Source organism: Acinetobacter sp. YH1901141 (genome assembly GCF_013416935.1).
Taxonomy (GTDB): domain Bacteria; phylum Pseudomonadota; class Gammaproteobacteria; order Pseudomonadales; family Moraxellaceae; genus Acinetobacter; species Acinetobacter towneri.
This window is the reverse complement of record NZ_VPEY01000015.1, coordinates 1-22656: the sequence shown is the minus strand read 5'-3', so window position 1 is coordinate 22656 and position 22656 is coordinate 1. Positions and strand designations below refer to the sequence as shown.

General features: G+C 42.9%; 19 protein-coding genes. 12 read left to right on the top strand and 7 right to left on the bottom strand.

Annotated features, from left to right (window positions below; all coding sequences use genetic code 11):
• Positions 1-4: 4 nt before the first annotated feature.
• Positions 5-571, top strand: coding sequence for a LemA family protein (locus FTV52_RS09445; protein WP_104852521.1), 567 nt, complete (start codon positions 5-7; stop codon positions 569-571).
• An 80-nt stretch (positions 572-651) separates the two neighbouring features.
• Here FTV52_RS09445 and FTV52_RS09440 read toward each other — a convergent pair whose 3' ends face one another.
• Positions 652-1602, bottom strand: a complete 951-nt coding sequence (locus FTV52_RS09440) for a sensor domain-containing diguanylate cyclase (protein ID WP_179990697.1) — start codon at positions 1600-1602, stop codon at positions 652-654.
• 622 nt (positions 1603-2224) lie between these two features.
• Here FTV52_RS09440 and FTV52_RS14740 point away from each other — a divergent pair.
• The 6 genes from FTV52_RS14740 (at position 2225) to secF (ending at position 8454) form a co-directional block, all read left to right on the top strand.
• Positions 2225-2533: a hypothetical protein gene (locus FTV52_RS14740; protein WP_208012178.1), complete on the top strand. Its 309-nt coding sequence runs from the start codon at positions 2225-2227 to the stop codon at positions 2531-2533.
• A 74-nt stretch (positions 2534-2607) separates the two neighbouring features.
• Entirely contained in the window at positions 2608-3666 is a 1059-nt protein-coding gene (locus tag FTV52_RS09430) for an RNA-guided endonuclease TnpB family protein (protein ID WP_167846297.1), read from the top strand.
• A 291-nt stretch (positions 3667-3957) separates the two neighbouring features.
• On the top strand, positions 3958-5088 hold the full coding sequence (gene tgt / locus FTV52_RS09425) for a tRNA guanosine(34) transglycosylase Tgt (RefSeq protein WP_004974942.1): 1131 nt from the start codon (positions 3958-3960) through the stop codon (positions 5086-5088).
• 103 nt (positions 5089-5191) lie between these two features.
• Positions 5192-5521 carry a preprotein translocase subunit YajC gene (gene yajC, locus FTV52_RS09420; RefSeq protein ID WP_004974939.1) on the top strand — a complete coding sequence of 110 codons (330 nt, stop codon included), beginning with the start codon at positions 5192-5194 and terminating at the stop codon, positions 5519-5521.
• Positions 5522-5572: 51 nt separating this feature from the next.
• A complete protein-coding gene (gene secD / locus FTV52_RS09415) occupies positions 5573-7468 on the top strand; it encodes a protein translocase subunit SecD (protein ID WP_004974938.1) in 1896 nt (631 codons plus the stop codon).
• Positions 7469-7476: 8 nt separating this feature from the next.
• Entirely contained in the window at positions 7477-8454 is a 978-nt protein-coding gene (gene secF / locus FTV52_RS09410; RefSeq protein ID WP_179990724.1) for a protein translocase subunit SecF, read from the top strand.
• 90 nt (positions 8455-8544) lie between these two features.
• Here secF and FTV52_RS09405 read toward each other — a convergent pair whose 3' ends face one another.
• From FTV52_RS09405 to FTV52_RS09380, 6 genes are all read right to left on the bottom strand, one after another.
• Positions 8545-9198 carry a 4'-phosphopantetheinyl transferase superfamily protein gene (locus FTV52_RS09405; protein ID WP_179990695.1) on the bottom strand — a complete coding sequence of 218 codons (654 nt, stop codon included), beginning with the start codon at positions 9196-9198 and terminating at the stop codon, positions 8545-8547.
• Between the two features lie 75 nt (positions 9199-9273).
• Positions 9274-11580 carry a bifunctional (p)ppGpp synthetase/guanosine-3',5'-bis(diphosphate) 3'-pyrophosphohydrolase gene (locus tag FTV52_RS09400; protein WP_004974935.1) on the bottom strand — a complete coding sequence of 769 codons (2307 nt, stop codon included), beginning with the start codon at positions 11578-11580 and terminating at the stop codon, positions 9274-9276.
• A gap of 29 nt (positions 11581-11609) precedes the next feature.
• The gene (gene rlmD / locus FTV52_RS09395; protein WP_179990693.1) at positions 11610-13001 is read right to left on the bottom strand and encodes a 23S rRNA (uracil(1939)-C(5))-methyltransferase RlmD; all 1392 of its coding nucleotides are present in this window, start codon (positions 12999-13001) and stop codon (positions 11610-11612) included.
• Positions 13002-13007: 6 nt separating this feature from the next.
• Complete coding sequence (locus FTV52_RS09390; protein ID WP_179990691.1) at positions 13008-13883, bottom strand: 3'-5' exonuclease; 876 nt, start codon at positions 13881-13883, stop codon at positions 13008-13010.
• 35 nt (positions 13884-13918) lie between these two features.
• Complete coding sequence (gene cysM, locus FTV52_RS09385; RefSeq protein ID WP_179990689.1) at positions 13919-14851, bottom strand: cysteine synthase CysM; 933 nt, start codon at positions 14849-14851, stop codon at positions 13919-13921.
• Positions 14852-15122: 271 nt separating this feature from the next.
• Complete coding sequence (locus tag FTV52_RS09380) at positions 15123-16184, bottom strand: RNA-guided endonuclease TnpB family protein (protein ID WP_179990687.1); 1062 nt, start codon at positions 16182-16184, stop codon at positions 15123-15125.
• Between the two features lie 163 nt (positions 16185-16347).
• Here FTV52_RS09380 and FTV52_RS09375 point away from each other — a divergent pair, with 163 nt between their 5' ends.
• From FTV52_RS09375 to rsfS, 5 genes are all read left to right on the top strand, one after another.
• Entirely contained in the window at positions 16348-19164 is a 2817-nt protein-coding gene (locus FTV52_RS09375) for an ATP-binding protein (RefSeq protein WP_179990685.1), read from the top strand.
• Between the two features lie 195 nt (positions 19165-19359).
• Complete coding sequence (locus FTV52_RS09370) at positions 19360-20145, top strand: crotonase/enoyl-CoA hydratase family protein (RefSeq protein ID WP_179990684.1); 786 nt, start codon at positions 19360-19362, stop codon at positions 20143-20145.
• Positions 20146-20235: 90 nt separating this feature from the next.
• Positions 20236-21102, top strand: coding sequence for an NAD(P)-dependent oxidoreductase (locus FTV52_RS09365; protein ID WP_004974928.1), 867 nt, complete (start codon positions 20236-20238; stop codon positions 21100-21102).
• Positions 21103-21147: 45 nt separating this feature from the next.
• On the top strand, positions 21148-21942 hold the full coding sequence (locus FTV52_RS09360; RefSeq protein ID WP_096901402.1) for a hydroxypyruvate isomerase family protein: 795 nt from the start codon (positions 21148-21150) through the stop codon (positions 21940-21942).
• 75 nt (positions 21943-22017) lie between these two features.
• Entirely contained in the window at positions 22018-22419 is a 402-nt protein-coding gene (gene rsfS / locus FTV52_RS09355) for a ribosome silencing factor (RefSeq protein ID WP_004974926.1), read from the top strand.
• Positions 22420-22656 lie beyond the last annotated feature (237 nt).

The window sequence follows — 22656 nt, the reverse complement described above, 5'->3', positions numbered from 1 at the left end:
AAACATGGGTATCGCAATTTTTCTTTTGGTTGTCATCGTCTTGGTGATGCTGGGCATCATGATTCGTAACAACATCATACGCCACCACAACGCCACCATCCGCGCTTGGGCAGATGTGACCAGTTTTGAACGACAGAAGTTAAAAACGCTTGAAGAACTTGCGCCAGTGGTCGAACAATATGCAGGTATGGAAAAAGGCACTTTAGAAAAAGTGACTGAACTGCGCCAAAATATTATGAACCTAAACATCAACAATGCCGATGTCAGCCAATTACAACGTGTTGAAGCCTTGAGCAAAGAATTGATGCGCAGCTTAAATGTGGTGGTCGAAAATTACCCTGAACTCAAAGCCGACCAACTGTATTTAAAAATGATGCATGAAATTGATGAGCAGAACGAAAATGTCGGTGCTGCGATTACTATTTATAACCGCAATGTCGAGTTATTTAATAACTATATTCAGGTCTTTCCTAACAACATGATTAACACTGCAACCACAGCGAAAAAACCTGTGCGCGCCTTTCGGGACAACAGTGCAGCACAAAGTTTTGATTATCGTCCAAACTTTTAAGCCATTTAATTCTAAGCCGCTCCTTTGAAATTATTTATAAAAACAGCAAGCACGAAGCTTGCTGTTTTTTCAGATTTCGACTAAACACAAGACTGTGTCAGATACTGCACCTGATTACGTCCTTTGTTTTTTGCCAAATACAACAATTCATCGGCTGAATGCAGAAAATCGACCACATTGTGATACTGCTGATTTTGGTGATAGCTATTTACACCAATACTCACAGTAACTTGGGTCGTCTCCCCTGTCTTGGTATGTGGAATTTCCAGCGCATATACTGCCTGTCTAAAGTTTTCAGCAAGTTGTACAGCATCTGCCAATGGTGTTTCAGGCAACAGCACCACAAACTCTTCGCCACCAAAGCGAGCCACAAAGTCAGATGCACGAGCAAAGTGTTGTTTAAGCAACTGCGCCACACTAATCAAACAATGATCACCCTGTAAATGTCCATAATTGTCGTTATAAGGCTTGAAATGGTCGATGTCGATAAACAAGAGAGACAATGCATGTTGATGACGCACAGCACGTTTAAATTCGTTTTCTATACGCTCACTAAGCGCCTTTCGATTGGCAACCAAGGTCAGCGGGTCTTGTAAGCTCAAAGCCAGATTTTTGCGACTCAACGCTTCGAGTTCCAACTCCATTTGTTTACGCGCAGAAATATCAAACATAAACCCAATAATCGCCACAGTTTCGTTATTTTCACGAATCACATGCACCACATCACGAATCCAGACATAATCTCCTGTAGCGGTTAAGGCACGATAATCCGCTTCGTGGTATGTGCCTTGATCGGACAGACTCACACACATATTCACGGTCTTGTCCCGATCTTCAGGATGCATCCGATCAATCCAATCTTGTGCAGTTTTCCAGCTGTCTTGCGTCCAACCCAGTAAAGACTCAATTTGTGGGCCAATATAGCTAAAAGCTTTGGTTTTCCAGTTAATCTGCCACGGAATTGCATTCGTGGTTTCCAAAAGTGTTTTATAGAATTGGTCTTCTTTTAGTGCACTGTTTAATTCACTCATAGCCCACCTCTATGAATTGATTTTAATTACAATTTAACAACTTAAGTGAGCTTTGACTACAATTTGTTTTGTCTTATTGACATTTTTCTCAGCTTTGACACAATCATGAGGTTGAGCAAAATATAAACAACAATTGCTCAAAACATAAATCCCAAAATAAAAAGTAAGCCGATAAAATGTTAGAACATATTCAGAACCTGAAAAACCCCTCATTCAAGAGTTTTTCCAACTCTATGAGCAATATGAACAAGACCAAATTTATGCCTGTGTACTGGTCTTTAATGAATATCTTGGGGTCGATTATTTAGCTGTTTCAAGCCAACGCAGCCTGTTTAATGAACAGGAAGATGAAGCACAATATTTATCTGAAGTAAATAAATGGAATATAGAAAAATGGCGTTATCGCACTCAAGCCAACAATTCTAGCGGTCTGCATCAATTTAAAAATATTTTTGCAGATTATTTTAAACAGCGACATATCTATGGCAATCCTCTGCTGAATTCCAATGACACGCTGCAATACAACCATCTTGAACTTTTACTGGATATATTTCAGCAGGCTAAACAATCTTTATCGGGCGCTTATGGCTTAGATTTAAGCCAAATTCTGTTTTTTATTCATGTGCCCAAACAGGTCGATGTAGAAATCCACTCAGCGCAATTTCTAAACGCTCCAAGTGCTTTGCTCGATGAATTCCTGCACAACAAAGCGCCTCAAACCACGATGGAACAATCCACCGCACAACCCAAGCTCAAACTACAACAAGTGGATAAAGACTTGCTGATTGATCTGGCACAACTTTTAGAAGTGGAACCGTATGATTATTTGAGCATTGCACATGAAGCCTATTTGCTCACATTAGAACCGAGTTTTATCACTTGGAGCGTAAAACCTCGTGGTTCAGCACGAGGATATAAGCGACTGGCGTAAGCCATACGACATGGAATGTCGTATTAAATATCTTTGTTGTTCATTACTTAAAATATTATTGTTAAAATAAGCACATGAAAACACTTAAACTCCGCATAAAAGACAAACACGCAAAGGTGCTGATTAAATTAGCATCTGAGGTGAACTTTGTTTGGAATTATGTGAATGATTTAAGTTTTAAGCACCTAAAAAGAAAAGGTGAGTTTCTATCTGCATTTGATATTGCTCAATACACCAAAGGCGCATCTAAAGAGTGTGGTTTGCACAGCCAAACCATACAGGCTGTCACCGAAGAATTAATCACACGCAGAAAGCAGTTTAAGAAAGCCAAACTCAAATGGCGTGTTAGCAACAAGAAGTCAGCAAGAAAATCACTTGGATGGATACCGTTTAAGAAAGTAGCGATCAAATACGCTGATGGATATGTTCAATATGGTAAACATCAATTCAAACTATGGGATAGCTATGGATTAAGCAAATATGCTGTTAGAACTGGTTCATTTGTTGAGGACAGCCGTGGGCGTTGGTACGTGTGCCTTGTGGTCGATTCATCGAATCAAGAAAAACCAACAGCAACCAAAGCCATAGGTATTGATCTAGGTTTAAAAGATATTGCAACCTGTTCTGATGGTACGGTTATTTCAAACCCCAAGTTCTATCGCCAATACGAAAAGAAATTAGGTATTGCTCAACGAGCAAGGAATAAAAAACGTGTACGTGCATTACACGCCAAGATTGCAAATTGCCGTAAAGACCATTTGCATAAGGCAAGTACATTACTTGTTAAAAATAATGCACTCATAATTGTAGGTGACTTAAGTGCCAAAAAGCTTGTAAAAACTAAAATGGCAAAGTCTGTTTTAGATACAGGGTTTTCAGCACTAAAAACAATGCTCAAGTATAAATGCGAGAACGCAGGGGTAATGTTTGAAGAAGTCAATGAAGCCTATACCACCCAAATCTGTTCGTGCTGCGGTGAGATCACCTCAAGTAGTCCGAGAGGTAGGACAGGTCTTGGAATAAGAGAATGGTCATGTGAGTGTGGTGTCACTCACGATAGGGACTTAAATAGTGCCATGAACATTCTTGCGCTTGGGCATAAGCGTCTAGCTGTAGGAATCACCTCCGTTTAAGGGAGGTGAGGATGTCAATGACAGTAATTTATATATTCAGCGTTTAATTCAGCACGTTGCTGCAATGGACAATCATGAACAAGGTGAAATTGCCTTACATAAAGAAATTACCCAACGTATTCAGCAATTTTACGCCATGTAAGCACAATGGATTTGAACAAAATATTTACTCGCAATTTTTACCAAGGAAAACGTATCTCAACTGGCAATTCCGTGCAGAATCTAGGAAAATATTGCACTTTTAGCATGAACAATCAGCGAACTGTTTTTTCGCCTTGATTTGGAACATATATGAAGTTTGAGAAATTAGGTCAGTCGGGGCGCGCCCGTCGTGGTCGTTTAACACTTGCTCATGGTGTGGTAGAAACCCCTGTGTTTATGCCTGTGGGGACGTATGGCACAGTCAAAGGCATGCTGCCACGCGATATTGAAGAAATTCAGGCACAGGTTATTTTAGGCAATACCTTTCATTTATATTTGCGTCCAGGGCTAGAAGTGATTCAGCAACACGGCGGTCTACATGAATTCATCAAATGGGATAAGCCTATTTTGACTGACTCTGGTGGCTTTCAGGTGTTTAGCTTAGGCGCAATGCGTAAAATTAAAGAAGAAGGTGTGACCTTCCGTTCGCCTATTGATGGCTCAAAGGTTTTTCTTTCGCCAGAAATCTCGATGGAAATTCAAAAAACCTTGAACTCTGACATCGTGATGATTTTTGACGAATGTACGCCTTATCCTGCAACACATGAAGAAGCGCAAAAATCTTTGCAATTGTCTTTACGCTGGGCAAAACGCTGTAAAACCCATCACCATGATGAACTACAAAACAGCAACGCGCTGTTCGGGATTATTCAAGGCGGTATGTACGAAGATTTACGTGTTGAATCTTTAAACGGCTTACTTGAAATTGGTTTTGATGGTTATGCCATTGGCGGTCTTTCGGTGGGTGAACCGAAAGAAGAAATGATCAAAGTACTGGATTATTTGCCAGCTAAAATGCCAGAAGATAAACCACGTTATTTGATGGGCGTCGGCAAGCCAGAAGATATTGTGGAAGCAATTCGTCGTGGCGTCGATATGTTCGACTGCGTGATGCCAACCCGTAATGCGCGCAATGGTCATTACTTTGTAACCGATGGCTTGGTGCGTATTCGTAACAGTAAGTATCGTCATGACCAAAGCCCGCTCGATCCGCATTGTGATTGCTATACTTGCAAGAACTTTACCCGCGCTTATTTGTTTCATTTAGAAAAATGTGGCGAAATGTTGGGGTCAATGTTGGGCACTATTCATAACTTACGTTATTACCAACGCTTTACCCAAGATATTCGCAATGCCTTAGATAACGGCACTTTCGATGAATTTGTACAGGACTTTTATGCCCGTCGTGGCCTAGAAGTACCGCCTTGTCCTGAAGATTAGTCTTTTCAGTATTTGCGCTGAGTAAAAAGACAAGGTAAATTGCAGAACAAACCCAATTTATTATCAGATCACTGATCGCCAGTTTTTAGTTTAGGAAAATGAAATGAGCCTTTTTATTTCGACCGCTCACGCAGCAGGTGAAGCTGCACAACAACCAAGCCTTGTGGCTAACCTTTTAATGATTGCAGTCTTCATTGCAATTTTCTACTTCCTGATTTGGCGTCCACAATCAAAGCGTGCCAAAGAGCATCGTACACTGATTGAAAGCTTGGGCGTAGGCAGTGAAGTGGTATTCGCAGGTGGTCTTATGGGTAAAATCACGAAAATTGAAGGTGATTTTGCAGTGGTAGAGCTGAACCGTGGTGTAGAAGTAAAAGTACAACGCGCGAGTGTCATTTCAGTTCTTCCTGAAGGCACATTAAACAACCTCTAATCAAAAAGAGTCGTGCTCACGCACGACTTTTTCATTTTAAGAAGAAAATAAATGCGTTACCCAGCATGGAAATATCTGCTCATCCTCGTTGTTCTTGTGGTGAGTACATTATATGCCCTGCCTAGCTTGTATCCAGATGAACCTGCTGTTCAAATTTCAGGTGCCAAAGCTGGTACCCAAATTGATCAAAGCATCATACAAAAAGCAGAGCAAATTTTACAATCAGAAAATATTGCCAGTCATGACAACAGCTTTACCAACAATGCTGCATTGTTGCGTTTAGACACCTCAGAAGCCCAACTCAAAGCCAAAGAAGCTTTACGTCGCGGTTTAGGTGATGACTATGTCGTGGCACTGAACCTTGCGCCAACCACACCAGAATGGCTACAAAAAATTGGTGCAAAACCAATGAAACTCGGTCTGGACTTACGTGGTGGTGTGCACTTCTTATTAGAAGTGGATATGGACAAGGCCATCAGCCAGCGTATGGAAACTTCAGCCACCGATTTACGCCGTCAATTGCGTGACAACAAGCTGAAATTTAATAGCCTTTCGCTGAATAACAACACCATCACCCTACAGTTTGCCAATAATGCAGACCGTGATGCAGTGATGGATTTCTTGCGTCGTAACGGCAATGAATACACACAGCAAGCTGTAGCCACCACAGAAGGTTCTAGCTTACGTCTGAACTATACCGATGTCCGTAAACAGGAAATTCAGTCGTATGCGGTCAATCAGAACTTAACTACTTTACGTAACCGTATTAACGAGTTAGGTGTGGCTGAAGCTTTGGTACAAACTCAAGGTAGCAACCGTATTGTAGTGGAATTGCCAGGCGTACAAGATACGGCTGAAGCGAAGCGTGTACTCGGTCGTACTGCGAACCTCGAATTCCGTTTGGTGTCTGACTTAAATGATCAATATATTGATCCGTACACAGGTCAGGCGACAGGTACAGTACCACCTGGCACAGAAGCGTTTGCCTTTGAATCTTTGGACAGTGGTCGCCAATTATTATTGAACCGCAGCCGTATTTTAACGGGTGAGCGTGTTCAAAATGCGTCGAGTGGTTTTAGCCAAGATACAGGCGGTGCAGAAGTTAACATTACCCTTGATGCTGCGGGCGGTAAGCTCATGGCAGATGCGACGCGTAACGCTGTGGGTAAACGTATGGCGGTATTGTTTATTGAAAACAAACAACGCATTAGCTATGTGACCGATGAAAATGGCACACAAACTGAAGTACGTACGCCATACACCGAATCTGTCGTTATTAATGCTGCAACCATTCAGGCAGTATTGGGTTCGCAGTTCCGTATTACAGGTCTAGATTCTCCACAAGAAGCCTCTGAATTGGCCTTAATGCTTCGTGCTGGTGCTTTGGCAGCGCCAATGTACTTTGTCGAAGAACGTGTGATTGGCCCAAGCTTGGGTCAAGAAAACATTGATAAAGGCGTATTGTCGACTCAGATTGGCTTCATTTTGGTCGCAATCTGGATGGTGGTGTTCTTCCGTCTGTTTGGTCTGATTGCCAACTTCGCTTTAGTGTTTAACTTAGCCATGATTTTAACCGTCATGTCTTGGATTGGTGCATCACTTACCTTGCCGGGTATTGCGGGTATCGTAATTACCATTGGTATGGCAGTGGATGCCAACGTCTTGATTTGTGAGCGAATACGAGAAGAAATTAAGTGGGGTGCCTCGCCAAAACAAGCCATTGTGGCAGGTTATGACCGAGCGTATAACACAATTTTCGACTCGAACTTAACCACATTCTTGGTGGCATTCATTCTGTTTGCGATTGGTACAGGCCCAATCAAAGGCTTTGCTGTGACGCTCATGATTGGTATTGTCTGCTCGATGTTTACTGCGATTACAGTGACCCGTGCAATTGTACAAATCATCTACGGCAAAAAACGTAACTTGAAAAAGTTGAGCATTTAAGGAGATCACTGATGACTGAGAATACTCAACTGCCTTCAAAAAAATATGGCCGCCCTGATGATGAGCGCGTGATTCCGTTTATGAAGATTGCTTTGCCTGCGGCATTGCTTTCTATTCTATTAACGGTTGCCAGTATCTTCTTCATTGCCACCAAAGGTTTAAACTTAGGTTTGGACTTTACTGGGGGTATTGCTGCAGAACTCAACTATAGCAATCCAGTAAAAGCCACCGATGTTTCTAACGCATTGGTCAAAGCAGGCTTTAACGACCCTGTGGTACAAACGCTTGGTTCAGACCGCGACCTAATGGTACGTATGCCTGTGCAAGAAGATGTTGAAGCAGAAGACTTAACCAAAGCAATTACTGCTGCGGTACAACTACCAAATAACACGGCAACTGTGCCAAAGGTAGATGTGGTTGGTGGTCAAGTCGGTAATGAGCTGTACGTACGTTCTGCGGGCGCTGTAGCTTTAGCGCTGTTATTGATGTTGGTATACGTCACCATTCGCTTTGAATTCAAACTGGCAATGGGTGCGGTACTGTCATTGTTCCACGATATTGTGGTGACACTGGGTATTTTTGCCATGATGCAATGGCCATTTGACCTGACTGTATTGGCAGCGTTATTGGCGATTATTGGCTTCTCACTCAACGATAACATTGTTGTATCTGACCGTATTCGTGAAAACTTCCGTAAAATCCGTGGTGCAACACCACTTGAAGTGGTAAACATTGCGCTGACAGAAACTTTACGTCGTACCATTCACACCTCTATGACCCTATTATTGGTTGTAGTCGCGATGATGCTCATGGGTGGTGATGGTCTGAAATGGTTCTCGATTGCGATGTTTGTGGGTGTATTTGTCGGAACATATTCATCTATTTACATTGGTACAGCCTTTGCTTTATGGCGCGGTTTGAACCGTCAGGACTTCATTGTTCAAGTCAAACCTGAATTTGAAGATGAAGAGCAAGAAATTCCATAATGCATTTCTGCTGACACCAACATTCAAGCCTATCTTCGGATAGGCTTTTTTGCGCCTTAGCATTGCGATATTTGCGCTGACGTTGCGATGTTAATGCTGAATAATATGAATCTGTGGAAATTGAAAGCCTGCGCAAGATGGTGCTGCTCGCCATGCTACGGTCAACATACAATCTGATAAACGAAAGTTTTGATAGGCAAAATGCCCAATCTGTGGATGATGACAAATGCCGCCCTGTGCATTGGGATGCATACGAGTATCCAACTCATTCAGGCTTAAACGAATCCCTAAACCTGATGCTTTCAGCACTGCTTCTTTAGTTGTCCAGACACGAAACCAATAATCAGCGTCGTGTTCCAAATCTTGCCAGTATTGGAGTTCATTGGGATGAAACGCATGTTGTGCCAAGGCATCGAAACGCACCTTACGGTCTAAGTCCTCGACATCTACGCCAACATCGAGCAATTCAAAACTGCTTACCAAAGCATAATGCTGACGGCTATGACTATGGTTAAACTGCAATTGAGGGAATGCTGTCAAAAATGGCTTGCCATGTGGGTTACGCTCAATATCGCTGTTTTGAATATCGCGTTCTAAGTATCCAGAAAGCAATTGATTCCGATGCCGATAAATAGCCTGTTTTTGCTGTTGAATCTGTTCACTGCGTACAGCACTTGGATCGGGACTAAAAATCTGCTGAATGCGGCTAACATTCACACAAATTTTTTTAGGTGTTTTATTCATCCGCCCTTCTCCATTTTGGCTGAAATACGATAGAAAAAAACCAGCAAACATGCTGGTTTTTTAAAGCGTGCTCGCTTAGCTGCCTTGCACCAAACGACGTGCGCTGATAATCCCTGGTTGCTGCTCTAAACGTGCCAACAAACGAGAAAGTTGCGCCAAGCCTTTAACCTCAATTAACAGTTTCATATTGGCGATACCATCACTTTCAGAAATAGTATTCACCTGACGAATGTTAATTTGATCGGCAAAAATCACTTGGGTTAAGTCTTTGAGCAAACCACGGCGGTCATAGGCTTCCACCACAATTTGCACGCTTTGACCACGGGTTGGCTGCATTTCCCAATCGGCTTCTACCGCACGTTCAGGTTCGTTGCCAATCATACGCACATAGTCCGAACACGCAACTTTGTGAATACTCACACCACGGTTCAGGGTAATATACCCCGCAATCGCTTCACCATGCACAGGCTGACAGCATTGTGCGATATGCAGTTCAACGTTATCCAAACCATCAATCAAAATGCCATGTGCCGATAAGGTATGGCTGGCACGTGGGTTCAAGGTTGGCTTCAACACCAGTTCAGGTTCATCCTGATCTAAGTGCATGTGACGATTGACCTGATTAATTAAGGCATGCAGGCTAATATCACCATTCACCAAACCAATCAGAATGTCTTCACCTGTTTTGACGTTAAAGTGATTGCAATAATCATTTAAATCAATACTTTTTGGATGAATCGCCAAACGTGACAATTCTTTATTGAGCACTTCACGCCCAACTTCCAGATTTTTACTGCGGTCTTGCTGTCTAAACCAATGACGCAGCTTATCGCGCGCACGTGCTGTCTTAATATAACCTAAAGAATTCACCAACCAATCACGGTTCGGTTCACGGTCTTTTTTGGTCAAAATCTCGACCTGCTCGCCTGTTTTTAAAGTATAGGTGAGCGGCACATAGCGCTGATTGACCCGTGCGGCATAGCATTTATTGCCGACTTCGGTATGCACATGATAAGCAAAGTCCAGCACCGTTGAGCCACGTGGCAATTCTTTAATATCACCATCACGGCTGAACACATAAATTTTCTCAAAATCTTCAAACTCTTGGATTTGTTCAAAATTTTCAGAATCATCATCTTCTTTATGTGCGCTGGCATCGTTACGTTCCTGATAATGCTCCAAAACAGAACGCAAAGAATGTAAACGATGATTGAACGAATGGTCTGTGGCTTTAGAACCTTCTTTATAATTAAAGTGTGAACATACCCCAAGCTCGGCTTCTTCGTGCATATCTAGGGTACGAATTTGCACTTCAAGCGACTTGTTTTCTGCAATTACGGCAGTATGCAATGAGCGATAACCATTGGCTTTTGGATTGGTAATGTAATCATCAAACTGGTGCGGAATATGCCGCCACAATTGATGTACGATGCCCAAAGAGTGGTAACACTCTGGAATGGTTTTCACCAAAACACGTACAGCACGAATGTCATAGAGCTGATCGAAGCTGAGGTTTTTACTCTTCATTTTTCGATAAATCGAATAAATGTGTTTCACCCGCCCGCTAATTTCGGCATGAATACCATTATTGCCCAGCTCTGTACGCAATTGCTCAATTACGTTTTGAATGTAGTTTTCACGCTCCAAACGCTTTTCATTCAGTAACGTCGCAATTTCTTTATAACGGTCTGGCGCCAAATAACGGAAGGCTAAATCTTCGAGTTCCCATTTCAGTTGGGCAATGCCTAAACGGTGTGCCAATGGCGAGTAAATGGTTAAAATTTCTCGCGCCACACGCTCCTGACGTTCTTTGGAAGCTGTTGCCAACTCACGTAATGAATAGGTACGTTCTGCCAGTTTAATTAGCACCACGCGCACATCTTCCGTCATGGAAATCAGCATTTTATAAATGCCTGTTAAATGTTCACGCTGGTTATTATTAAAATGGTCTTCTAAACGCTTATTTTTCTCAATCAGTTCAGACAACTTACCCATCGACAAGGTGCCTTTGATCAAGCCATAAACTGCTTCACCAAATTCTTCACGCACTTCATCTAACTGCATGACATTTTCACGCACGCTACGATAGAGCATGGCTGCAGACAAAGTGTCTTCATCGACATGCAAGTGCGCTAAAATATTCGCCATCTCAATACCTGTATATAAGGTATGCGATGGATGACTGACGTCTGTTTCCAGCTCTTTTTTCAGGGTGTAATTGGCAACGCGTTCTAATTGTTCAAGTGCCGCCCCATCGTAAATCCCGCGTACTCGGTCTAGCCATTCTGCTAAATCCTGTCGGGCTTGCTCGGCATGTTCTACAGTCGTTTCCTCAGACAGTTCATTTAAACGTCCAGGAAGTTGTTCACGTACTGTGACCATACCCTTCTCCTACCTCTATGTACTTCATATTATAAATCGTTTATTTGCTTTTCTTTCTCAAACAAGGCAATGGATTCGACATGCCCCGTATGCGGAAACATATCCATCACGCCTGCTTTTTTCAATTGATAGCCCTGCTTGACCAATACACCTGCATCCCTTGCGAGTGTGGCTGGATTACAAGACACATAAACGATTCTATCTGCGCCAAATTTGGGCACATAATACATCACTTCCTCTGCGCCTGAACGCGGAGGGTCAATTAATAATGCCTCAAATCCTTGATTTGCCCAAGAATGATGCGAAAAATCTTTTGTTAAATCTTGTGAATAAAACTTAACATTGTCTAAATCATTACGTTGTGCATTCTCTGCACCACGCTGCACCATTTGCTCTGAACCCTCTACAGCAACCACCTTTCCTGTTGCACCTACACAACGTGCAAGCGGCAATGAAAAGTTGCCTAATCCACAAAACAGATCAAGCACCCGATCACCTGATTTTAAGTTAAGCAAATCACATGCCAGCTTAACCATTTGTGGATTAATTGTAGAATTGACTTGGGTAAAGTCTTGGGGATGAAAGCCAAAACTCACATCAAAATCATCTAAACGATAATGCAAACGCATTGCTGCATGCGGATCATCAACCCGATGCAAACTGTCTGGACCTTCAGGCTGCAAATACAATTGCCAGTGTTTCTGTAACGCAAACTGCTGTAACTGGTTGATATCGGCTGCAGATAGTTGTTCTGTATGCCGCACCACCAAAGCAATCTCTGGATCTCCCATCGCCAATTCTATATGACCAATATGGGCCTTGCCTGTTAGACTTTGGAGTAGCTGCTTGATTCGTGTTAACGAACCAAATGCCTGATCCAACACCATACAGCGGTCAATTGAGGTCAGTTTATTGCTATTGCGCTCACGAAAACCGACCACCAATTTGTCTTGACTGGCAATATAACGCACCCCAACACGGGCTTTGCGGCGATAATCTTCACGCTGTGAACGCAAAGGCGCTAACCATTCTTCAGGCTGAACTTGCGCAAAATGTTGCAGATGCGACTGCAACACCTGTTGTTTGAGATGAATCTGCTCATCCAACTGAATATGCTGCATGCTACAACCACCGCAACTCTGATAATGTGGACATTGTGGCGTAACCCGTAATGTCGAAGGCTCACCCAGCACTTCTAGACACTCGGCTTCTTCTAAGCGTTTGTTACTATGCGTAATTTTGGCGCGTACTGTTTCACCAGGCAATGCGCCCTCTATAAAAACTGTTTTCCCCTGCTTCTCGGCTGGATGACCCGACTGAGCTGTGTAGTGTGCAATCCCGCGCCCTTCATGTGACAACGATTCCACCTGAAAGCAATATTCAGCCTGCTGCGTGGTACGGTTTTTACTGCGATGTTTCATATCAGTCTAAATATCGGAAGATGGGGAAGATTGAAAAGGCATCACGGATTCATTTGAAGGCGTGGTGACACTTTGTTCAGGAAAATCTGTACGGGTAAATTCAATTTGCTGCGAACTGTGCTGCCACACGCTTAAAAAGTCTGCATGCTGCGGCTGAGTATGCAAATATTGAATGGTATGCTGTACCCATAAAGTATGCTCTTCAAGCAGCAATTGCCCTTTGAGCAGCAGCCAACGCAAATAAATCAACCAAGTATTTAAGACATCGCCTTCACAATAACGCGTCAGCCTTGACCATTCGCCGCTTTGCATAAATGCAGGAACATGATAGCCCGCATCTACACGTTTACCCGGAAAACCTAGCAAATACGCAATGTCATCCAACTTTTGAAAATGACGACCATTAAACATTGCCATCACATCCATTAAATCGACATGACGCTGATGGTAACGGTTTTGATAATTGTTATAGCGCTTTTGCTGATCAATCTCGCCCTGATCAAATAAACTTGGTGCAGACAGCCCGTGATACATGGCGCGGAATAAAATCACTGGCAAGTCAAACTGCGAACCGTTCCAACTGACCAAAGTCGGATGACGCTTATCAAAAATAGACAAAAACTTTTTCAGCATTGTCGCTTCGCTGTCATGTTCACGGCTAAAGGAAAACAGCTTCATGCCGTGTTCATCAATCCACAAGCCTGAAATACACACAATTTCATGCAAAGGCAAACGCTGAAAATCGGTGCCCGCCTCTTGGCGACGCAACTTCATTAATGCTTGTTCAAGCTCTGCTTCGGGTAAATCGAGTTGATATAAATGCGCGCCTGACTTCAAATCGGTAACGGTTTCTATATCGAAAATCAGCACAGGTAAACGCATAAAATCTTACTCAATGGGTTATAGAAAAATGAATATCACAATTCAGTATCTTGAACAGAGAACAAACCTGTCGATAAATAACGATCACCACGGTCACAAACAATACAAACAATCACTGCATCTGGATTTTCTTCGGCAATTTTTAAAGCTGCCCATACCGCACCGCCCGATGATGTGCCTGCGCTGATGCCTTCTTTTTGCGCCAGTTTACGCATGGTTTTTTCCGCTTCAATTTGCGGAATATCAATAATACGATCAACACGACTACGGTCAAAAATGGTTGGTAAATATGCTTCAGGCCAACGGCGAATCCCTGCAATACTTGAACCATCTGAAGGTTGTAAACCAATAATTTGAATCTCTGGATTTTGTTCTTTTAAGTATTTAGACACCCCCATAATGGTGCCTGTTGTGCCCATAGAGCTGACAAAGTGGGTAATTTTACCGCCCGTTTGCTGCCAAATTTCAGGCCCTGTGGTCAGGTAATGTGCTTCAACATTATCTGGGTTACCAAATTGGTTCAGCACCAAGCCTTTGCCTTCGCGTTGCATTTGCAAAGCCAAATCGCGCGCGCCTTCCATGCCTTGTGCTTTAGTCACTTCAATCAATTCTGCACCATAGGCACGCATGGCATCTTTACGTTCTTGGCTCATATTGTCAGGCATGATCAGCTGCATTTTATAGCCACGCATAGCTGCAACCATCGCCAAAGCAATGCCGGTATTGCCACTGGTTGCCTCAATTAAAGTATCGCCCGGTTGAATTTCACCGCGTTTTTCTGCCTGCATAATCATGTTGTAGGCAGAACGATCTTTAACAGAACCCGCAGGGTTATTGCCTTCCAGTTTTGCCAAAACCGTTGCCTGCGTATGACTTGCCAAACGCTGCAAACGCACCAATGGGGTTTTGCCCACATAATGATCTAACAAAAATTCATCACTTTGGAAATCTGATTGGGTATCAAGCATGGTCTGCACCAATATCAAGGTGGGCTTATTGTATGAAAATTTGCACCTTCCTGCACGTTTTTCACAGGCTTTTTATCAAAACAGCAATACTCTGCCGACAATTTATGCATCACTCACTGCCTACACAATTCTAGGCAAGATGAACACAATTTCAGATTGTCTTTTGCGGGATGGATGCAAAAAAATGCACACCGATTGATTGCGAGATGCAGCTGAACCACTCGCACCAAACAGATGAAAACACAGTCAGGAGAATTGACATCCTCCCCCCTTAAAAGAGGGTGATTCCTACAGCTAGACGCTTATGCCCAAGCGCAAGAATGTTTAGAGCTGAGTTTATATCTCGATCATGAACTGTACCACAGCTCATGCACTCCCATTCTCTTATTCCAAGATCTGTACTACCTTTGGGACTACTTGAGGTGATCTCACCGCAGCACGAACAGATTTGGGTGGTATAGGCTTCTTGGACTTCTTCAAACAATACGCCTGCGTTCTCGCATTTATACTTGAGCATTGTTTTTAGTGCCGAAAATCCTGTATCCAAAACAGATTTTGCCATTTTGGTTTTTACTAATTTTTTAGCACTCAAGTCACCTACAATAATCAATGCATTTTTATTCACAAGCTTGGTGCTTGCTTTATGCAAATGATCTTTTCGACTATTTGCAATCTTGGCGTGTAATGCACGAACACGCTTCTTATTCCTGGCTCTCTGAGCAATACCTAATGTCTGCTCATATTTTCGATAGAATTTTGGATTTGAAATTACAGTGCCATCAGAACAGGTGGCAATATCTTTTAAGCCTAGATCAATACCAATCGATTTGGTTGCTGTCGATTTATCTTGCTTAGGCGATTCAACAACAAGACATACATACCAACGCCCACGGCTATCCTCTACAAATGAACCTGTTTTTAACGTGTATTTGCTTAAACCGTAGCTATCCCAAAGCTTAAATTGGTGTTTTCCATACTGGACATATCCAGTGGCATATTTGATAGCCAACTTTTTAAAGGGAACCCATCCCAAAGAGCGCCTTGCTGATTTTTTATTGCTGACACGCCATTTCAGCTTTGCCTTTTTAAATTGCTTTCTTCGGGTGACTAATTCTTCAGTTACAGCCTGAATGGTTTGACTATGTAAATTACATTCTTTGGATGTGCCTTTCGTATATTTGGCAATATCAAAAGCAGAGAGAAATTCACCTTTCCGCTTCAAATGCCTAAACCCTAAATCATTGACATAATTCCAGACGAAGTTCACTTCTGATGCTAGTTGGTCTAACACCTTGCAATGTTTGTCTTTTATACGTAATTTAAGGGTTTTCATGTACTTATATTAACAATCAAAACTCAAGAAAAATAGTCCTTAGTTAAATCAAACGACACTTCATGTCGTGTCGCTTATATCTCTGACCTGAAGGACTGAGTTTTACGCTCCATTTGATAAAGCATGCTAAACTGCCAAACATAGGGATTAAACTGCGTTAACCATGTCAAATATCAATAAAAAGTTATTTAAGCGCTTACATTTAAATCATGCTTATGGACAGCTGATTGCACTTATTTTTGTGCCAATTATGGTTTTGGCATGCGTCGGCACGATGCTAGTTTTATCTGAAACCTCGAATGCCGCAAAAGCACAGCAGCGACAAATGGCAATTGCGATTTTGACCCGTTTTGAGTTGCCATCTGAAGCAGCTTTGCATCAACTGGCTAGCTTTCCGTGGAAGTACGAAAAAGCACGTACTTTTATGCAAAATATGATGAACGAAAAGCACTTGATTCGTACTGCACTGATTGATGCTTCAGGTACGCGCCGTTTAAGCATGGGTTTTCAAGACGAAGCCGAATGGCCCAAATTCCCTAAAAATGCCGATTTTTTTGGCCCAATTCTGTATAAAAATAATCATGTGTATGGCATGCAAATTCAGCAAGACATCAACCGTCCTGCATGGTTGCTGATTGAACTGGACAATCAGCCATTACAAATTGCCCGTTATCGGGTCATGATTGTATTAATTGCCACAGGCTTGCTGACCCTGTTGTTGTTATTGCTGTGTCTGAATTTCTATTCACGACGCTGGATTGCACCCATGTATGAAATTCGCATGCAGCTACAACGCCTGAATGCCGATACGCTCGATCAACACATGGTCATTAACAGTACTGGCGAATTACGCTTACTGCAGCGGGATATTGCCAATGTGGTAAAACGCCTGCATTTCAGCTTTTTAGAACTCAAAGAACATACCGAACAAACCGAAGATGACTTGCGCCGCACCCTCGATACTTTGGAAGTGCAAAACATCACTTATCGTCAGGCACGTGACCAAGCGATTTCTGCCAACCAGTCTAAATCGGTATTTTTAGCCAACATCAGTCACGAACTCAGAACACCACTGAACAGTATTGATGGCTTTATTCACCTGTTATTGCGTCAGGAAAATCTTAGCAATGAACAGAATTTATATTTACAGACCATTCGTAAATCATCGGCGCATCTTTTAGCACTCATTAATGACGTATTGGATTTTTCTAAAATTGATGCAGGCAAACTGGAACTGGATACCGCACCCTTTGATTTAGAAGAAGCCATTTTTGATGTGATGGATATGCTCTCGCCTTTGGCTGCGCAAAAACACATCAACATGGCCTTTTATTTTGCCGATAACGTGCCGCAATATGTGCTGGGCGATACTTTACGTTTCAAGCAAATTTTAACCAATTTAATTTCCAATGCGATTAAATTCACCCCCGATGGTGAAATTATTGTACGGGCGCGGGTAGAACATGACGATATTGGACAATGCTTAATTCACTTTAGCGTCCAAGACAGTGGCATTGGCTTAAGCGGTACAGACCGTAAAAAATTGTTTGAGTCTTTCTCTCAAGGTGATACTTCGGTCACGCGTCAATTTGGTGGTACAGGTTTAGGTTTGGCCATTTCCAAACAGTTGGTGCATTTGATGCAAGGTCAAATTGGCTTTGAAGACAATCAGGAACGCGCCCCAACCGAAAAAGGCTCGACCTTCTGGTTTACTGCCATGTTTGCGGTAGATGAAGCGCATGCACAGCAGCATCCAAACTTTAAAGAGATTCAGGTGGTGTCGTATTTGGCGCACCCTGCCACAGCGAATGTCTTGCGTCATTATCTTGAAAATTATGCGGTGCGACATATTGAAGCCGCTTCAATTTTAGATTTATTTAGCCGCTTAAAAGATGTATCCGACCTGCAAGACAATACTTGGTTGATTGTTGATCATAGTGGCGACACCGAAGCTTTATTAAAAGAAATTCGTACCCGTTATCAAGGTAACTTGGCAGTGTATGGCTATCAAATGGCGCTAGACCCAAGTCTGTTAAATGAATATCGTGCGCGCGCTTTGTATCAACCGCTCAGTCGTTCAGCCTTAATTGACTTACTCAACAATGAAAACAGTTTTGATGAACAGGAGTCTGCATCATTTGATGGTAAAGGCCTGCACGTTTTAGCGGTGGATGACCATCTACCAAACCTGATTGTACTCGAAGCCTTGTTGGGCGAACTGAATGTGACCACCACCAAAGCGCAAAGTGGTCAGGAAGCTTTGGGGATTTTACAGCAACGCATTGAGCAGGGACAGCAACCATTTGACCTGATCTTTATGGATATTCAAATGCCTGTGATGTCGGGGGTAGATACCACCCGTGCGATTCGTTCTTTAGAATCGACTTTGGAAAATCACAAACGCTTACCTATTATTGCCCTCACCGCGCATGCTCTTGCCGATGAAAAGCAAAAATTACTCAAAGTCGGTATGGATGACTATGTCACCAAACCGATTCAGATTGAACAAATCATCCAAATTTTAACCCATTGGACCACGCAAAGTTTTAATAAGCCACCTGCAGTCGATAAAGCCATTGTGATTGAAGCGCTAGATCCACAGGTGTTGGATTGGCAACAAAGCCTAATGCTGGCAGCCAACAAAGAAGACCTTGCAGTGGATTTACTGAAAATGCTAGTGGATAGCTTTGCCACAGAATTACATGAAATTGAACAGCTGATTGAACTGGAAGATTTCCCACAACTCGAGCATGTGTTGCATCGTCTGTATGGTGCGACCCGCTATGTTGGCACACCGGACCTGCAAGAAGTAACAGGCTCATTTGAACAGTTTGTTTCGACCTTACGTAAAGAACGTCGTAAAGCCGATGATCTGTTTGTGCAAGAGGTCTTAAACCGTTATCAGGAATTACAAACCTGTATACAGCAAGTTGAACATGCAGCAGAACACATTTTTACCAAACATAATGCGGTGAGTTAGCCAACATCAAAGTGACATTCACCGCGAACGCCTCAACGAGAAGATACAGTTTGTAAGCACGACTCACCCAGCACTATTCACAAAAAAAGTCACGTAATCAAAGGCAAGGTCGCAAGGCTTTGCCGTGACTCTGCTGTCATTTATCGCACTGCTGCCCATGTTATGCTTTGCCCAGTAAAAACAAGAGCTCACATCATGACCTTACTTCGTATCGAAAAAAATAACGGCATCGCCACAGTTTCCCTGAACCGCCCAGACAAACGCAATGCCATGAGTTTTGCCCTACTTAAAGAATTGGTGCGGACTGCCGAAAAACTTAAAAAAGACCGCAGCTTACGTTGTGTAATTTTAACAGGCGAAGCAAAGGTATTTAGTGCAGGCATTGACTTGGCCGACCTCAACAATCCACAAAACCGTGCATTTGCGGCTTGGGAATTAATTAAGCCAGGGCAAAGCCTGTTTCAAAAAGCATTTCTCGTTTGGCAACAATTGCCTGTACCTGTAATTGCTGCAATTGAAGGGTATTGTTTTGGCGCAGGGATGCAATTGGCTTTGGCTACAGATATTCGTATCGCGCATCCTGACACGCAAATGTCGATTATGGAAAGCCGTTGGGGCTTAGTGCCTGATATGGGGCTAAGCCGTTCATTAAAAGGTTTAATTGGTTTAGACCTTGCCAAAGAACTGACCTTAACTGCACGTATTTTTGATGCCAACTATGCCAAAGAAATTGGTTTGGTCACGCATTTAGATGCAACCCCCTTACAAAAAGCACAAGCCCTTGCTGAAGAAATTGCACAACGCTCCCCAGATGCATTGGCTGCAGCCAAACAAGTGCTGGATGCTATGGAACATGCGCCAAATAAATCTTTACGTTTAGAAAAAATTTGGCAATTAAAATTATTGCTGGGTAAAAATAGCCAACTGGCACGTAAAAAGGACAAGAACCCTGAAGTGACCTTTGCACCGCGTCAGTTTTGATTCAGTTCAAACACAACAGACTTTGACCAAAGGCTAAATTGACATTTCAAGCCAGACTTGTACTGTAGGCAAAAACGGAGAATCAGCGCTATGCATTTTGATCGTGACACAAAAATCGCTTTTTTAGGTATGGGACTTATGGGGACGCGCATGGCAACCCGCTTAGTTCAGGCAGGTTTTGAGGTCGCGGTGTGGAATCGTAGCCCTGCGGCTTGCGAATCTGTGCTCAGTCTAGGGGCAAAGTCGCTGCAATTGAGCGAGATCGGACAATATCCAGTGATCTTGAGTTGCCTTGCCGATGATCATGCCGTCCAAGCTGTATTAGATCAAATTGAGCCATTTTTGACTGCTCAACAAGTTATTGTCGATTTTTCCAGTTTGTCTGTAGATCAAACCCAAAAGCTAGCGCAGCAAGCCAGCCTCAAACAGGTCACATGGATTGACTCACCTGTATCGGGAGGCACTGCGGGAGCCGAACAAGGTAGTTTGGTGATTTTTGCAGGGGGTGATGCAAACACCATCGAAAAATTAAGCCCGATTTATCATGTGCTGTCACAACGTGTAACCCGTATGGGTGAAACAGGCACAGGACAAGCCACTAAAATCTGCAACCAACTGATTGTTGCTGCCAACAGCACCCTAATTGCCGAAGCTGTTGCCTTAGCAGGACAGGCAGGCGTAGACACCCGTTTACTTGCACCTGCTTTGGCGGGTGGTTTTGCCGACTCGAAACCGTTTCAGATTTTAACTCCACGTATGGCAACTCACAGTTTTGAGCCTGTGCAATGGAAAGTCCAAACCCTGTCTAAAGATTTAAACAATGCCTTACAACTGGCAGCGCAATTTCAGTTACAGATTCCTGTGGCAGAAAAAGCCCTTTCACAACTGCAAGCCCATCAAGCCAAAGGTTTTGCAGAAGCAGATTTAGCCACCATTATTCATCAGGTCGAAGCTTAATCGGCTTGATTCCTGATCCAACCTTTGCCTGCAAGGAGCACCTGCATGTCTAAACTGGCGGTTAATCTGTCGATGATTTTTACCGAAGTGCCTTTAATTGAACGCTTTGCCCTTGCACGCGAACATGGTTTTCAGCATGTTGAAATTCAATTTCCCTATGAGCTGAGTATTGAGCAGATTCAAACCCAACTCACACTCCACCAACTCAGCCTGTGTTTAATCAATGTCCCTGCGGGTGACCTCATGCAAGGCGGCAATGGTTTGGCGGGCGTACCCGGAAAAGAGATTGAATTTCATCATGCCTTAGAGTTAGCCATCCGCTATGCCACGGCATTAAATGTCCCTAGCGTCAATATTTTGGCAGGCAAACAACCTGTCGATGCCGATTTACTGCCTTGCTTAAACACACTGGCAGAAAACCTAAAACTGGCCTGCTCGATGCTCACTCAACATCATATTCAGCCTGTCTTTGAAATGATTAATGGCACCGACATGCCACGCTTTTTAGTACAAAATATTGCGCAAGCTCAAGAGATGCTAGAAGCAGTCAAACATCCTGCTCTTAAAATGCAATACGACTGTTATCACATGGCGATGATGGGTGAAGATGTGCTGAGCGCATTGCAAGAAAACATTCAGGATATTGGTCATATCCAGTTTGCCGACAATCCAGGACGCCATGAACCCGATTCAGGCGAGCTAGACTATACTACTATTTTCAAATGGTTACAGCACAGTGCTTATTCAGGCTATATCGCTGCAGAATACCGCCCAAGTCTGGCGTCAAATCAATCATTTGCATGGAAAGACAAATACTTTCCCTCAAATCAAAGTGGTTAAAATTAAACCGATTTGAAATTTCAGGCTAAAACAGCTATATTAGACGATGAATAATTTTAGGAAATTATACACCCCATGAATTTAGAACCATCGCCCGGCGCTTCTAATTCTCACGATCTTGCAATGAATACCCAAAAGCATGACGTACAAACTTGTCTTAAAGTTGTACATGAAGCTCTCCTTGATGTAAAAGCCAAAGAAATTGTTGAACTTGATGTCAGCAGCATCAGCAATGTTTCAGATGCCATTGTGATTGCTAGCGGTACATCAACTCGCCACGTAAAATCTCTTGCCGACAATGTTGCCGAAGAAGCGCGCAAAGCAGGCTTCCGCCCAATTGGTATTGAAGGTGAACGTGATGCAGAATGGATCTTGGTCGATCTTGGTATGGTAGTGGTTCACATCATGCTACCAACAGCACGTAAATTCTATGACCTAGAAAGCTTATGGCGCACTACGCCTGAGTCTGTTGCTTAATACAACAGCTCACTTGAGCAGCCTTAAAGATACACAAAAAGCGACTTTCAAATAAGTCGCTTTTTTAATGCGGATCTTTTGAAGTTTAGATCTCTAATCGTTTTTATATCCGCAGATTCAAATCCCAAGTGCAACACATTTGTAGTTAGTTGAAAAAGTTAGGTGTATTCATAGAATCATTAGACTTTTTCAACTCGCAATTGGAAAGCACACAATGAAGAAATACACCCAACTTTC

Bases quoted from the DNA above. Each gene is read 5' to 3' on its own strand.
- FTV52_RS09445 (WP_104852521.1), top strand. From the start codon at position 5: ATGGGTATCGCAATTTTTCTTTTGGTTGTCATCGTCTTGGTGATGCTG.
- FTV52_RS09440 (WP_179990697.1), bottom strand. From the start codon at position 1,602: ATGAGTGAATTAAACAGTGCACTAAAAGAAGACCAATTCTATAAAACA.
- FTV52_RS09430 (WP_167846297.1), top strand. From the start codon at position 2,608: ATGAAAACACTTAAACTCCGCATAAAAGACAAACACGCAAAGGTGCTG.
- tgt (WP_004974942.1), top strand. From the start codon at position 3,958: ATGAAGTTTGAGAAATTAGGTCAGTCGGGGCGCGCCCGTCGTGGTCGT.
- yajC (WP_004974939.1), top strand. From the start codon at position 5,192: ATGAGCCTTTTTATTTCGACCGCTCACGCAGCAGGTGAAGCTGCACAA.
- secD (WP_004974938.1), top strand. From the start codon at position 5,573: ATGCGTTACCCAGCATGGAAATATCTGCTCATCCTCGTTGTTCTTGTG.
- FTV52_RS09405 (WP_179990695.1), bottom strand. From the start codon at position 9,198: ATGAATAAAACACCTAAAAAAATTTGTGTGAATGTTAGCCGCATTCAG.
- FTV52_RS09400 (WP_004974935.1), bottom strand. From the start codon at position 11,580: ATGGTCACAGTACGTGAACAACTTCCTGGACGTTTAAATGAACTGTCT.
- rlmD (WP_179990693.1), bottom strand. From the start codon at position 13,001: ATGAAACATCGCAGTAAAAACCGTACCACGCAGCAGGCTGAATATTGC.
- FTV52_RS09390 (WP_179990691.1), bottom strand. From the start codon at position 13,883: ATGCGTTTACCTGTGCTGATTTTCGATATAGAAACCGTTACCGATTTG.
- cysM (WP_179990689.1), bottom strand. From the start codon at position 14,851: ATGCTTGATACCCAATCAGATTTCCAAAGTGATGAATTTTTGTTAGAT.
- FTV52_RS09380 (WP_179990687.1), bottom strand. From the start codon at position 16,184: ATGAAAACCCTTAAATTACGTATAAAAGACAAACATTGCAAGGTGTTA.
- FTV52_RS09375 (WP_179990685.1), top strand. From the start codon at position 16,348: ATGTCAAATATCAATAAAAAGTTATTTAAGCGCTTACATTTAAATCAT.
- FTV52_RS09370 (WP_179990684.1), top strand. From the start codon at position 19,360: ATGACCTTACTTCGTATCGAAAAAAATAACGGCATCGCCACAGTTTCC.
- FTV52_RS09365 (WP_004974928.1), top strand. From the start codon at position 20,236: ATGCATTTTGATCGTGACACAAAAATCGCTTTTTTAGGTATGGGACTT.
- FTV52_RS09360 (WP_096901402.1), top strand. From the start codon at position 21,148: ATGTCTAAACTGGCGGTTAATCTGTCGATGATTTTTACCGAAGTGCCT.
- rsfS (WP_004974926.1), top strand. From the start codon at position 22,018: ATGAATTTAGAACCATCGCCCGGCGCTTCTAATTCTCACGATCTTGCA.